We start from the raw sequence: 13,482 nt of genomic DNA on the forward strand, positions 1-13,482 counted from the left end.
TTGTCGACCGGGGGCCCGTCCTTGCGGTGTTACGGCTTGACGAAGGCGTTCACGAACGCCGGGTAGCCGAAGACGCTGGAGATGAAGACCCCACCCGCCTTGGACCCGTGCACGTTGTAGGCCACGTCGACGAAGAGCGGCACCACGGGGGCGTGCTCCTTCATGATCCGCTCGTCGAGCTTGCCCCACTCCGGACCCTGGTCGGCCGGGGGCAGCGCCAGGATGCGGTCCATCTCGGCGTTGATCGTCGGGTCGTTGAAGAACGCGCTGTTGCTGTTGCCCTCGGCCTTGATGGTGCGGCCGTCGTAGAGCACCGGCAGGATCGAGGCACCGCTCGGCCAGTCCGCCGCCCAGTTACCGATGTAAAGGTCCCACGGGTTGTCCTTCTTCTTGACCTCGTCGAGCTTCGCGTCGTCCGGGATGTTCCGCAGGGTGATCTTGAAGCCGGCCCGCTCCAGGTTGGCCTTGAGCTGGGCACCCTCCTGCTGCTCGGTCGTGTTGTCGGCGACACCGAGGACCAGCTCCGGCGTCTGGCCGCCGAGCAGCTCCTTGACCTTGTCGACGTTGCCGTTGGCACCCGCCGGGTACGCCTCGTACGCCTTGTAGCCGATGGTGGCCGGCGGCATCAGCGTGGTCAGCGGCGCGGCGACGGTCTGCCCGCCGAGCGCCTTGATCAGGCCCTCGCGGTCGATGGCGTAGTTGAGCGCCTGGCGGATCTTCAGGTCCTTGACGCGCTGGTTGTTGATGACCAACTGGTTGGCGCTCGGGGTCGGCGAGAGGATGCTGCGCGACTTCAGCGAGGCGTCCCCGGCCACCCTGGCGACCAGCGAGGCGGGCACGGCGTTGAAGGCGATCGCGCTCTGGTCGGCACCGTTGTCCGCGATCACCCGGTTGTTGGCGGCGTCCGCCGTCGCGCCGAAGCTCCACACGAACTGGTCCGGGTACTGGTGCCGGACCGGGTCGGTGTTCGGGTCCCAGTTGGGGTTGCGGTCCAGGGTGATCTGCACGCCGACCTGGTTCTTGGCGACCTTGTACGGGCCGGACGAGAACGGCTGCTTGTCCAGGTTGACGCCGGTGTCCTTGTCCGGCGGCAGCGGCGCCGTGGTCGGCAGCGAGACCGCGAACGGGAGGTCGCAGCGGGGCTTGGCGAACTCGAAGCGCAGCGTCTTGGCGTCCGGCGTGGTCAGGCCCGGCGGCAGCGACGTCTTGTTCTTCTTGAAGTCCCACTTGGTGTCGAACTCCGGGCTGTCGGCCAGCCACTCCTGGATGTAGGTCGGGCCGCCGGAGAGGTCCGGGTCGAAGGAGCGGGCGATGCCGTACGCGATCTCCTTGGAGGTGATCGGACGGCCGTCCTCGAACTTCACCCCGTCCTTGACCTTGAACTCCCAGACCTTGCAGTCCTTGTTGACGTTGGTGCCCGGCGTCTCGGCCAGGTCTCCGACGAGAACCAGGCCGCCCTTGCCGTCGTCCTTCCAGGTGGTCAGATAGCGAGCGAAGAGCGGGTTCGTCATCAGACCGGCGAACGAGTACGTCCGCTGCGGGTCCAGGTGGGAGATCGGCGTCTCCCGGATGATGGTGAAGGTGCCGCCCTTCGCGGCCCCGCTCACCTCGGCAGCCGGGCCCTGGGACTCCTTGGGGTCGGTCGCGATGACCCCGGTCTGCTGCCGCTCGGTGTCCACCGTGGTGCCCTCGCCCGTGTTCTCCGAGCACGCACCCAATGCCACAACCAGAGCGATTGCGCCGCCTGCGGCGGCCGCCACGCGTAGTCGCATGAAGTACCTCCTTCACCCATGTGCCGTGCGGTTCGCCGGGGCGAGAACCGCCGACGTCTCGAGGATCGTAAAGAAGAAAACCTACGGATTGTGTAACAGTTGTCGATAAATTTCGCCGCCAGCCGGGTGGTGGACACGCCGGCCGACCGCCCGGCTCAGCGCAGCCGGACCCGGGGGTCGATGGCCGCGTAGAGCAGGTCGACCAGCACATTCGCCAGCACCACGAAGACGGCCGCGATCAGCACGGTGGCCATGATCGTGGGTAGGTCACCGGAGCGCACCGCGTCCACCGCCGTGCGACCCAGACCCTGGATGCCGAAGGTCGTCTCAGTGATCACCGTGCCGCCGAGCGCACCGCCGACGTCCAGGCCCGCGATGGTCACCACCGGCGTGATCGCCGCGCGCAGCGCGTGCCGCCCGTACACCTTGGGTTTGGCCAGGCCCTTGGCCCGCGCGGTGCGGACGAAGTCCTCCGACAGGGTCTCCAGCATCTGCGCCCGCGACAGCCGGGCGTAGATGGCCGAGAAGAGGAAGGCCAACGCCACCCAGGCCAGCACCAGCCCACTGGCCCACTTCGCCGGATTGTCGAAGATGGAGGTGTAGCTCGGCACCGGCAGAAGCCGCAGGTTGTAGACGAACACCAGCAGCAGCACCGCGCCCACGAAGTAGAGCTGCAACGAGGCACCGGTCAGCGAGAAGCCGATGGCGGCCCGGTCCAGCCAGGTGCCCCGGCGTAGCGCGGAGACCATGCCCAGCCCGACCCCGAGCAGCAGCCAGAGAATGGCCGCCGGGATCACGATGCTCAGCGTCACTGGCAGCACCCGGGCGATGGTGTCCGAGACCGCCTCGTTGGTGACGTACGACCAGCCCAGGCAGGGCGCGTCACACCGGCCGCCCTGGGCGCTGCCCAGGTCCCGCCCCATGACGATGCCCTTCATGTAGCCGGCGTACTGGCTGATCAGCGGGTCGTTCAGGCCCAACTCGGTGCGCACCCGCTCCAACCGCTCCGGGTTGCAGTTCTTCGGGCACATGCCAGTGACCGGGTCACGCGGCAGGGCGAAGAACATCAGGAAGGTCAGCACGCTCACCGCGAACAGGGTCAGCGTGGCGGAGAAGAGCCGCTTGATCAGAAATCGCGCCATGGAAAACCCCTACCGGGACGACTTCGGGTCGAGCGCGTCACGCAACGCGTCGCCGAAGAGGTTGAAGGCGAACACCAGCGCGAAGATCATGATGCCCGGGAAGAACACGTACGCCGGGTCGGTCTGGAGGAAGTCCAGACTGCGATAGATCATCCGACCGAAGCTGGGCGTCTCGTCGCTGAGGCCGACGCCGATGAACGACAGCGCGGCCTCGCTGGTGATGAACTGCGGCACCGCCAGGGAGAACGAGACCAGGATCGGGGCCCAGATGTTCGGCAGCAACTGCCGGAAGAGCATGTGCCCCAGCCCCGCACCGCTGGCCTTGGCCGCCTCCACGAACTCCCGCTCGCGCAGCGCGATCACCTGCCCGCGCACCAGCCGGGCCGTGCTGGTCCAGCCGAACACGGCGAAGACGGCGATCAGCACGCCCACCCCGAAGGCCGACGACACCTGCCCGCGCTCGCCGTAGAAACGCAGCGTCAGGGTGGGGGTGAGCGCCAGCGCGATGATCAGGAACGGCATGGCCAGAGTCAGGTCGGTGATCCAGTTGATCACCGCGTCGAGCCAGCCACCGAGGTAACCGGCGAGAGCGCCGAGCACGACGCCGATCGTCGCGGTGATCAGGGCCGCGGCGAACGCGATGAAGAGCGAGGTCCGCAGCCCGTAGATCAGCCGGATGAAGATGTCCCGGCCCAGTCCCGGCTCCAGGCCGAACCAGTGCTCCCCGGTGACGCCGCCGGCGTAGCCCAGCGGCATGCCGAAGCCGTCCAGCAGGTTCTGGAACTGCTCACGCGGGCCGATCCCGTAGACCATCTCGATCAGCGGGGCGGACAGTCCCAGCAGCATGAAGAAGACGAGCAGCACGCCACTGACCACGGCCGTCCGGTCGCGGCGCAGCCGCAGCCAGGCGAGCTGACCGGGTGAACGGCCGACGACGCCCTTCGCCGCGGGCTCGCCCCCGCCCGCGCTGGACTCGATCTCGGCCAGCGCCACACCCTCCACCGGAGACAGGCTCACGACGACACCTCCTCGACGACCGCGTCGGTCGACCCCGCGCTGGTGCTGGCTGCGTCCCCTTCGGGGCTCGTGCTGGCCGCTTCCCCTTCGGGGCTCGTGCTTGCTGATTCCCCTTCGGGGAAGTGACACGCGGCGGCCTGGTGGCCGCCGTCGCGCGGGACCAGCGCCGGCTCCTCGGTCGCGCAGATGTCCTGCGCCTTCCAGCACCGGGTGCGGAACCGGCAGCCCGACGGCGGGTCGAGCGGGGTGGGCACGTCGCCGGTCAGCCGGATCCGGCCCGCCGGGCCGAGCCGGGTGACGTCCGGGATCGCCGAGAGCAACGCCTTGGTGTACGGGTGCTGCGGGCGCTCGTAGATGTCCGCCCGGTCACCGATCTCCACGATCCGGCCCAGGTACATCACCGCGACCCGCTGGCAGAAGTGCCGCACCACGGCCAAGTCGTGGGCGATGAACACGAACGCCAGACCGAGGTCCCGTTGCAGGTCCCGCAGCAGGTTGACCACCTGCGCCTGGATCGAGACGTCCAGCGCGGAGACCGGCTCGTCGGCGACGATCAGCTTGGGCCGCAGGGCCAGCGCGCGGGCGATGCCGATGCGCTGGCGCTGGCCACCGGAGAACTCGTGCGGGTACCGGTTGTAGTGCTCCGGGTTCAACCCGACTAGCTCCAGCAGCTCCTGCACGCGGGCCTTGATCCCGCCCGGCGGCTTGATGCCGTTGACCTGCAACGGCATCGCCACGATCCGGCCGACGGTGTGCCGGGGGTTCAGGGAGGCGTACGGGTCCTGGAAGATGATCTGGAGGTCCTGGCGCAGCGGGCGCAACTCCCGCCGACCGGCGTGGGTGATGTCCCGCCCGGCGAACTCGATGGTGCCGGCGGTCGGCTCCAACAGCCGCACCAGCATCCGGCCGGTGGTGGTCTTGCCGCAGCCCGACTCCCCCACCAGGCCGAGTGTCTCGCCCGGTCGCACGTCGAAGTCCAGCCCGTCCACCGCCCGCACCAGGCCGGTGGAGCGCAGCCCCTGGCGTACCGGGAAGTGCTTGGTCAGGCCGCGGACCCGCAGCAACGGCTCGTCGGTCATCGGGCCACCCCCACGGATGCGATGTCCTCGGCGTAGCGCTCGGCGCGCTCCTCGGCGGTCAGGTGACAGGCGACCAGGTGGCCGTCCGCGCCCGCCGGACGCAGCTCGGGCACCTCGGTGCGGGACCGGTCGCCGTTGCGGTCCGCGTACCGGCAGCGCGGGTGGAAGGCGCAGCCGGGCGGCAGGTTGATCAGGCTGGGCGGATTGCCCCGGATCGGCAGCAGGTCCGCGTCCGCGTCGCCGTGCAGCGACGGCACGCTGGAGAGCAACCCCCAGGTGTACGGATGCTGCGGCGTGCGGAGCACCTGCTCGACGCTGCCCTGCTCGACGGCTCGCCCGCCGTACATCACCAGCACCTCGTCGGCGGCCTGACCGACCACGCCGAGGTCGTGGGTGATCAGGATGATGGCGGAGTGGTACTCGGCCTGGAGGTCGGCGAGCAGGTCCAGGATCTGCGCCTGCACGGTGACGTCCAGCGCGGTGGTCGGCTCGTCGGCGATCAGCAGGGCCGGATCGTTGACCAGCGACATGGCGATCATCGCCCGCTGGCGCATGCCGCCGGAGAACTCGTGCGGGTACTGGTCGAAGCGGCGCGAAGGCTGCGGGATACCCACCCGGTCCAGCATGTCCACCGCCCTCTGGCGGGCCTCCCGCCGGCGGGCCTTCGGGTGGTGCACCCGGTACGCCTCGGCGATCTGCCGCCCCACGGTGTAGTAGGGGTGCAGGGCCGAGAGCGGGTCCTGGAAGATCATCGCCATGTCGCGACCGCGCAGCCGGCGTATCTCCTCGTCGGGGAGGCCCACCACCTGCCGGCCGCCGACGGAGATCTCCCCGGTGATGGTGGTCCGCTTGGCGTCGTGCAGGCCGAGGATGGCCAGCGAGGTGACGCTCTTGCCGGAGCCGGACTCGCCCACGATGCCGAGGGTGCGGCCCCGCTCGACGGAGAACGACACGCCGTCGACCGCGCGGACCACGCCGTCCTCGGTGTCGAACCGGACTCGCAGGTCGGTCACCCGTAGGTAGGCGCCCGAGGTGCTGCGCTGCTCCGGCACGGTGGGATGGTCGTCCGGTTCCCCGGACGGCGCCGGATCCGAGCTGTCCACGGCTGCCTCCCTCAGTGACGAAGAGAACTTACAGGAAAGTCCCGAGGGTGAAAATAAGCTACAAAGTCGGCACCTGTCAGCGGGCCCGAGCGTAACGAGTCGGCATCGGCCTGAACACCCCTCACCTCGCCATCCATGGCCATTCATGCCCTGATCGCACGGCGGGTGCGACCACCTTGGCGGCAGCACCGGGAGGATTCCCGCCGGCATGAGGTGGAGTGAAGGCGGTCATCCGGCCGGAGGATCTGCTCGCCTGACGGGCGCCGGTCGGCTCGCTAGGGTCGGTCGCATGACCGAGTTCGACGCGGCCACCGCCGCCGTCCAGGCCGCCCTCGACGCGGGCGCCCGGTACGCCGACGCCCGGGTGATGCACCGTCGCTACGAGTCGATGACCGCGCGCAACGGAGACGTGGAGGAGTTGACCCAGGACGAGAGCATCGGGCTCGGCGTCCGGGCGCTGGTCGGGTCGAGTTGGGGCTTTCACGCCGTACCCGATCTCTCTGACGCCGCCGCCCGCGACGCCGGTCGGCGCGCGGCGCGGACCGCCATGGCGAGCGCGCGGGTGCCCGGCCCACCGGTCGACCTGGTGCCAGTCGAGGCCATCACCGCGAGCTGGGCCTCCGGCTGCCAGATCGACCCGCTCGGGGTGCCGCTGTCGGACAAGGGCGACCTGTTGGTCGGCGCGACCCGCACGATGGCCGAGCACGGCGCCGACCTGGCCGAGGGGCTGTACCAGATCTGGGACACCGCCAAGTGGTTCGTCTCCAGCGAGGGCCACCGGATCGACCAGCGGATCCGCGAGTGCGGCGGTGGCATCTCGGCCACGTCGATCGGTGACGGCGAGACCCAGCGTCGCTCCTGGCCCAGCTACCGGGGGCAGTACGGCACCACCGGGTGGGAGCTGGTCGAGTCGCTCGACCTCGCCGCGCACGCCGCGCAGATCGCCGAGGAGTCCCGGGCGCTGCTCACCGCACCGCCCTGCCCGGCCGGCGAGACGGATCTGATCCTCGGCGGCGAGCAGTTGGCCCTGCAGATCCACGAGTCGGTCGGGCACGCCATCGAGCTGGACCGGATCCTCGGCTGGGAGGCCGCGTTCGCCGGCACGTCCTGGCTGGACCTGGCCCAGCTCGGCTCGCTGCGCTACGGCTCCGAGCTGATGAACATCACCATCGACCCGACCATCCCGGGCGCGCTGGGCAGCTTCGGCTTCGACGACGAGGGCTCGCCCGCGGTCAAGCGGGACGCGGTCCGTGACGGGCGGTGGGTGGGTGTGCTCGCCGGCCGGGACTCGGCCGCCATGGCCAGCCTCGACTACGGCGGCAGCGTACGGGCCGACGGGTGGGCCCGGCTGCCGATGGTGCGGATGACCAACGTCGGCCTGGAGCCCGGCCCGCACACCCTGGAGGAGATCATCGCGGCCACCGACGACGGGGTGCTGATGGACCTCAACCGTTCCTGGTCGATCGACGACAAGCGCCTCAACTTCCAGTTCGGCTGCGAGGTCGGCTGGGAGATCAAGAAGGGGCGGCGGGGGCGGATGCTGCGCAACCCCACCTACACCGGGATCGGCCCGCTCTTCTGGCGCTCGATGGACATGCTCTCCGGCGAGACGGTGCCCTGGGGGACGCCCAACTGCGGCAAGGGCCAGCCGGGCCAGACCGGGCACACCGGCCATCCGTCCGCGCCGGCCCGCTTCCGCAACGTCCGGGTGGGGGTCTCGGCGTGAGCGCGAGGAGTGAGCCGGGTTTGCGAGCCCCGCAGTCGCGAACGAAAGAGGTGTCGGCATGAGCACCGGTGGGTCGACGGAGGTGGAGCTGGCCGGGCAGGTCATCGAGCTGGTCCGGCGGCTCGGTGGCCCGGCCGCGCAGGCCGAGGCGGTGGTGACCCGGGCCGACCTGGCGCTGACCCGGTTCGCCAACTCGGCCATCCACCAGAACGTCGCCGAGTCGACCGTCGGGGTCCGGCTGCGGCTGCACCTGGACGGGCGGACCGCCGCCGGCAGCGGCAGCGTGGTCACCCCCGACGGGCTGCGCGCGCTGGTCGAGCGCACCCTGGCCGCGGCGCGGCTCTGCCCGCCCGACCCGGGCTGGCCAGGGCTGGCCCCACCCACGCCCGCGCCGGCCGCCCCACCCGTCGACGAGGCCACCGCGCACGCCGAGCCGGATCAGCGGGCCGATCTGGTCCGCGCGTTCGTGGCCGCCGCCGGGGGCCTCAGCACGGCCGGCTACTGCCGCACCGCGCACCGCTCGTCGGCGTTCGCCAACTCTGCCGGACACACCGCGCACGGCCGCTCGGTCGAGGCGGCGATGGACGGCATCGCCCGCCGCGACGGCGCGGACGGGGTGGCCCGGCGCTGCGCCGACCGGCTGTCCGACCTCGACGGCGCCGAGTTGGGCGCGCACGCCGCGGCGAAGGCGCAGGCGGCGGCCGACCCGATCGAGCTGCCCCCGGGGCGCTACGAGGTGGTGTTCGAGCCGGCCGCCGTGGCGGACCTGTTGCAGAACCTCTCCTGGTACGGCTTCAACGGCAAGCGGTACGCCGAGCGGCAGTCGTTCGCCGAGCCGGGGGCGGCCCAGTTCGACCCGACGGTGACCCTGGTGGACGATCCGCTGGGCGCGTCGGGGCTGCCGTTCGACGCCGAGGGCACCGGCCGGCGGGCGCTGACCCTGATCGAGGCGGGCACGACCCGGGCGGTGGCGCACGATCGGCGGACCGCCGCCGACGCGGGCGCGGAGTCCACTGGGCACGCGGTCGCGGGTGGTGCCACCTGGGGCCCGATGGCCCGCAACCTGCGCCTGTCCGGGGCGGCGGCCGGGCCGGCCAGCGCGGTGGGCCGGAGCACCACCGGCACAACGGCCGGTGCCGTGGTCGACGCGGACACCGCCGCGCTGGTCGCCGGGGTACGCCGAGGGCTGCTGGTCACCGACCTCTGGTACACCCGGGTGCTCGACCCGAAGAGCCTGGTCGTCACCGGGCTGACCCGCAACGGCGTCTGGCTGGTCGAGGACGGCACGGTCGTGCGGGCGGTCCGCGACCTGCGGTTCACCGAGTCGTACCCACGGGCGCTCGGGCCGGGGGCGGTGCTCGGGCTGGGCGGCCGGCCGGTGCGCCAACCCGACCGGGTGGACGGTGCATGGTGGGCGGCGCCGCCGGTGCGGCTGGCGTCCTGGCACTTCACCGGGGGCGCCTCCGGGTGATCGGGCCCGGTGCCGGCAGTGAGGTTTCTAACAACGCGTCATCGATCAGCGTGACGGGGCTTTCCCGCAGGCCAGACACACGGGACACTCCCTTGCGCGGACGGCCCGCAAAGATCGGCGTAACGTGTGTCACTTAGCTGCGTCGGTCGATCCGGCGTGGTCGTTGGTGTGCGCATGACGTGGCAGCGGGTGCGGGTTCGCCGGTCCGCGTGCCGACCGGAGAAAGATCAGCCCGCCCGTACGGGCCCGTCGAGGAGACGACTCGAATGACTTCAACGGCAACGAGGCCGCGGGGAGCGCGGGCGCGCGCCGCCATCGCGGCGAAAACGTTGCGTACCGACCGCTGGTGGTTGGCCCCACTGATCACCGTGATCGGGCTCAGCGCCTGGGTCGCGTACGCGACGGTCCGGGTCTTCCAGCATGACAACTACTGGGTGGACGCGTACCACTACCTGACCCCGTTCTACTCCCCGTGCGTGACCGATCGGTGTGTCGAGGCAGCCTCGCACTTCGGCCGGTTCCTGCCCGGCTGGTGGGTCATCCCGGATGCCGCACTGACCCTGCCGTTCCTGCTGCTGTTCCGGCTCACCTGCTACTACTACCGCAAGGCGTACTACCGGTCGTTCTGGCTGTCCCCGCCGGCCTGCGCCGTGCCGGACGGTCACGCCTCGTACGGCGGTGAGACCCGCTTCCCGCTGCTCGGGCAGAACCTGCACCGCTACTTCTTCTACGCCGCCGCGATCATCTCGCTGATCAACACCTGGGACGCGATCCTCGCCTTCCACTCCCCCAAGGGCTTCGGCTTCGGGCTGGGCAACATCATCCTGCTGGTCAACGTGGTGATGCTCTGGGCGTACACCATCTCCTGCCACTCCTGCCGGCACATCATCGGCGGCCGGCTCAAGCACTTCTCCAAGCACCCGGTGCGCTACAAGGCCTGGACCTTCGTCTCGGCGTTGAACGTCCGGCACATGCAGCTCGCCTGGATCACCCTCGGCACCCTGGCGCTGGCCGACTTCTACATCATGGCGCTCGCGGCCGAGTGGTTCTCCGACCTGCGGTTCATCAACTAAAGGGCCCCGACATGACCACTACCACGCGAATCGAACGACACCACTACGACGTCGTCGTGATCGGGGCCGGCGGCGCCGGCCTGCGGGCGGCGATCGAGGCCCGGCTCGCCGGCAAGAAGACCGCGATCATCTCCAAGTCGCTCTTCGGCAAGGCGCACACGGTGATGGCCGAGGGCGGCGCCGCCGCCGCGATGGGGAACGTGAACAGCCGGGACAACTGGCAGGTGCACTTCCGGGACACCATGCGCGGCGGAAAGTTCCTCAACAACTTCCGGATGGCCGAGCTGCACGCGAAGGAGTCGCCGCAGCGGATCTGGGAGCTGGAGACGTACGGCGCGCTCTTCGACCGCACCAAGGACGGCAAGATCTCCCAGCGCAACTTCGGCGGCCACGAGTATCCCCGGCTGGCGCACGTGGGCGACCGGACCGGCCTGGAGCTGATCCGCACCCTCCAGCAGAAGATCGTCTCGCTTCAGCAGGAGGACAAGCGCGAGTTCGGCTCGTACGACGCCCGGATCAAGGTGTTCTCCGAGACCACCATCACCGAGCTGCTGCTGGACGGCGACCGGGTTGCCGGCGCGTTCGGCTACTACCGGGAGTCCGGGGAGTTCATCCTCTTCGAGGCGCCGGCCGTGGTGCTGGCCACCGGCGGCGTCGGGCGGTCCTACAAGGTCACCTCGAACTCCTGGGAGTACACCGGGGACGGTCACGCGCTGGCGCTGCGCGCCGGGGCGACTCTGATCAACATGGAGTTCCTCCAGTTCCACCCGACCGGCATGGTCTGGCCGCCCTCGGTGAAGGGCATCCTGGTCACCGAATCGGTACGCGGCGACGGCGGCGTGCTGAAGAACTCCGACGGCAAGCGGTTCATGTTCGACTACGTCCCCGACGTCTTCCGCAAGCAGTACGCGGAGACCGAGGAGGAGGCGGACCGCTGGTACACCGACCCGGACAACAACCGCCGCCCGCCGGAGCTGCTGCCCCGCGACGAGGTGGCCCGCGCGATCAACAGCGAGGTCAAGGCCGGCCGGGGATCCCCCGCCGGCGGCGTCTTCCTGGACATCGCCAGCCGGCGCTCGGCCGACGAGATCCGCCGGCGGCTGCCGTCGATGTACCACCAGTTCAAAGAGCTGGCCGACGTCGACATCACGGCCGAGCCGATGGAGGTCGGACCGACCTGTCACTACGTGATGGGCGGCGTCGAGGTGGACCCGGACTCCGGTGCCGCCTTCGGCCACGTGCGCGGGCTGTTCGCCGCCGGTGAGGTCTCCGGCGGCATGCACGGCTCCAACCGGCTGGGCGGCAACTCCCTGTCCGACCTGTTGGTCTTCGGCAAGCGGGCGGGCGGGCACGCGGCCAGCTACGCCGACGGGCTGGCCGCCCGGCCGAAGGTGGCCGTGGACGCCGTCGAGGCGGCGGTGGAGACCGCGTTGGCGCCGCTGCAGCGCGACACCGGCGAGAGCCCGTACACCCTGCAGCAGGACCTGCAGGCGGTCATGGGCGATCTGGTCGGCATCATCCGCAGAGAGGGCGAGCTGGCCGACGCGCTGGGCAGGCTGGCCGAGCTGCGGGAGCGGGTCGCCAAGGTGAGCGCGGCCGGCGGCCGGCGCTACAACCCGGGCTGGCACCTGGCACTGGACCTGCGCAACATGCTGGTGGTCTCGGAGTGCACCGCGAAGGCGGCGCTGGAGCGGCAGGAGTCGCGCGGCGGGCACACCCGGGAGGACTACCCGGCGATGGAGCCGAAGTGGCGGCAGGTGAACCTGGTCTGCGCGCTGGACGGCGACGCCGTGCGGCTGACCCGTAAGCCGCTGCCGAAGATGCGGCCGGAGCTGATCGGCCTCTTCGACCGGGCGGAGCTGGCCAAGTACCTCACCGACGAGGAGCTCGCCGACTTCGACGCCCTCGTCGTCGACGCTGGAGAGGCGGACAACCGATGAGCGCGAAGCGTCAGTTCCGGATCTGGCGGGGCGACGAGACCGGCGGGGACCTGCAGGACTACATGGTCGAGGTGAACGAGGGCGAGGTGGTCCTCGACGTCATCCACCGGTTGCAGGCCACCGACGCGCCCGACCTGGCCTGCCGGTGGAACTGCAAGGCCGGCAAGTGTGGCTCCTGTTCCATGGAGATCAACGGCAAGCCGCGGCTGGGCTGCATGACCCGGATGTCGACCTTCGGTGACGAGGAGACCGTCACGGTCACCCCGCTGCGCACCTTCCCGGTGATCCGGGACCTGGTCACCGACGTCTCGTTCAACTACGAGAAGGCCCGGGAGACGCCCGCGTTCGCCCCTCCGGCGGACGTGGCCCCCGGCGACTACCGGATGCAGCAGGTCGACGTCGAGCGCTCGCAGGAGTTCCGCAAGTGCATCGAGTGCTTCCTGTGCCAGACCGTCTGCCACGTGATCCGCGACCACGACGAGAACAAGCAGGCGTTCTCCGGGCCGCGGTACTTCATCAGGGCGGCCGAGCTGGACATGCACCCGCTGGACGCCCGGACCGACCGCAAGGAGTACGCACAGGCCGAACAGGGCCTCGGCTTCTGCAACATCACCAAGTGCTGCACCGAGGTCTGCCCCGAGCACATCAAGATCACTGACAACGGGATCATCCCCATGAAGGAGCGGGTCGTAGACCGCAGGTACGATCCCCTTGTGTGGCTTGGTAGCAAGATCTTCCGTCGGGGCGAGACGCCCCAGACCAGCGTGACCACCGCCCGTCAGGGCTCGGCGACGTCGCCGGGCGCGGCCGGGGGCGGGGTGCACTCGCACGCGGGCCGTTCGCACGACCCGCAGGCCGAGGCGCAGGCGCAGAGCGGCGTCAACTGGCAACGGGAGGTGCCCCACCCGACCGCGCCAGCGGTCGACGACCGGGGCAAGCTGCCGCTGACCGAGCTCACCTTCGACCGGGCCGCCGCGCCGTCGCCGTTCGGCGACGACGTGACCTTCCCGCTGCCTCCGGAGCACCTCAACTTCGCCCACCCGGAGCAGGACAAGCACTGAGCACGACCACCAGGACGGGGGCCCACCGGCACTGCCGGGGGCCCCGTCCCCATTTCCGGCGTTGATCATGACGTTGGCGGACGTGCCTGGCTCGACGA

General features: G+C 70.4%; 10 protein-coding genes. 5 read left to right on the top strand and 5 right to left on the bottom strand.

From position 1 onward, the window contains the following. Positions 1-29 precede the first annotated feature (29 nt). From ACFY29_RS18055 to ACFY29_RS18075, 5 genes are all read right to left on the bottom strand, one after another. Complete coding sequence (locus ACFY29_RS18055; protein WP_328420156.1) at positions 30-1,772, bottom strand: ABC transporter substrate-binding protein; 1,743 nt, start codon at positions 1,770-1,772, stop codon at positions 30-32. A 155-nt stretch (positions 1,773-1,927) separates the two neighbouring features. Further along, positions 1,928-2,914 (bottom strand): ABC transporter permease, encoded by a 987-nt coding sequence (locus ACFY29_RS18060; protein ID WP_328420158.1) that lies wholly within the window; start codon positions 2,912-2,914, stop codon positions 1,928-1,930. 9 nt (positions 2,915-2,923) lie between these two features. Beyond that, complete coding sequence (locus tag ACFY29_RS18065) at positions 2,924-3,931, bottom strand: ABC transporter permease (protein ID WP_386987480.1); 1,008 nt, start codon at positions 3,929-3,931, stop codon at positions 2,924-2,926. Then, entirely contained in the window at positions 3,928-5,010 is a 1,083-nt protein-coding gene (locus ACFY29_RS18070; protein WP_386987483.1) for an ABC transporter ATP-binding protein, read from the bottom strand. Before ACFY29_RS18070 ends, ACFY29_RS18065 begins: the two co-directional genes overlap by 4 nt. Beyond that, positions 5,007-6,062 (bottom strand): ABC transporter ATP-binding protein, encoded by a 1,056-nt coding sequence (locus ACFY29_RS18075; protein WP_386988491.1) that lies wholly within the window; start codon positions 6,060-6,062, stop codon positions 5,007-5,009. Before ACFY29_RS18075 ends, ACFY29_RS18070 begins: the two co-directional genes overlap by 4 nt. Positions 6,063-6,402: 340 nt before the next feature. Here ACFY29_RS18075 and ACFY29_RS18080 point away from each other — a divergent pair, with 340 nt between their 5' ends. The 5 genes from ACFY29_RS18080 (at position 6,403) to ACFY29_RS18100 (ending at position 13,384) form a co-directional block, all read left to right on the top strand. Beyond that, on the top strand, positions 6,403-7,839 hold the full coding sequence (locus ACFY29_RS18080; protein WP_386987486.1) for a TldD/PmbA family protein: 1,437 nt from the start codon (positions 6,403-6,405) through the stop codon (positions 7,837-7,839). Positions 7,840-7,897: 58 nt separating this feature from the next. Continuing rightward, complete coding sequence (locus ACFY29_RS18085) at positions 7,898-9,310, top strand: TldD/PmbA family protein (RefSeq protein WP_386987489.1); 1,413 nt, start codon at positions 7,898-7,900, stop codon at positions 9,308-9,310. A gap of 266 nt (positions 9,311-9,576) precedes the next feature. Beyond that, positions 9,577-10,383 (top strand): hypothetical protein, encoded by an 807-nt coding sequence (locus ACFY29_RS18090; protein WP_386987491.1) that lies wholly within the window; start codon positions 9,577-9,579, stop codon positions 10,381-10,383. Positions 10,384-10,394: 11 nt separating this feature from the next. After that, a complete protein-coding gene (locus ACFY29_RS18095; RefSeq protein ID WP_328420170.1) occupies positions 10,395-12,323 on the top strand; it encodes a fumarate reductase/succinate dehydrogenase flavoprotein subunit in 1,929 nt (642 codons plus the stop codon). After that, the gene (locus ACFY29_RS18100) at positions 12,320-13,384 is read left to right on the top strand and encodes a succinate dehydrogenase/fumarate reductase iron-sulfur subunit (protein ID WP_328420171.1); all 1,065 of its coding nucleotides are present in this window, start codon (positions 12,320-12,322) and stop codon (positions 13,382-13,384) included. Before ACFY29_RS18095 ends, ACFY29_RS18100 begins: the two co-directional genes overlap by 4 nt. Positions 13,385-13,482: the final 98 nt, after the last annotated feature.

It is taken from the genome of Micromonospora sp. NPDC000668 (assembly GCF_042897975.1).
Taxonomy (GTDB): domain Bacteria; phylum Actinomycetota; class Actinomycetes; order Mycobacteriales; family Micromonosporaceae; genus Micromonospora.

What these genes read in the sequence shown, in the direction of transcription:
- ACFY29_RS18095 (WP_328420170.1), top strand. Translation starts at nt 10,395, where the DNA reads ATGACCACTACCACGCGAATCGAACGACACCACTACGACGTCGTCGTG.
- ACFY29_RS18055 (WP_328420156.1), bottom strand. Translation starts at nt 1,772, where the DNA reads ATGCGACTACGCGTGGCGGCCGCCGCAGGCGGCGCAATCGCTCTGGTT.
- ACFY29_RS18100 (WP_328420171.1), top strand. Translation starts at nt 12,320, where the DNA reads ATGAGCGCGAAGCGTCAGTTCCGGATCTGGCGGGGCGACGAGACCGGC.
- ACFY29_RS18085 (WP_386987489.1), top strand. Translation starts at nt 7,898, where the DNA reads ATGAGCACCGGTGGGTCGACGGAGGTGGAGCTGGCCGGGCAGGTCATC.
- ACFY29_RS18080 (WP_386987486.1), top strand. Translation starts at nt 6,403, where the DNA reads ATGACCGAGTTCGACGCGGCCACCGCCGCCGTCCAGGCCGCCCTCGAC.
- ACFY29_RS18060 (WP_328420158.1), bottom strand. Translation starts at nt 2,914, where the DNA reads ATGGCGCGATTTCTGATCAAGCGGCTCTTCTCCGCCACGCTGACCCTG.
- ACFY29_RS18090 (WP_386987491.1), top strand. Translation starts at nt 9,577, where the DNA reads ATGACTTCAACGGCAACGAGGCCGCGGGGAGCGCGGGCGCGCGCCGCC.
- ACFY29_RS18070 (WP_386987483.1), bottom strand. Translation starts at nt 5,010, where the DNA reads ATGACCGACGAGCCGTTGCTGCGGGTCCGCGGCCTGACCAAGCACTTC.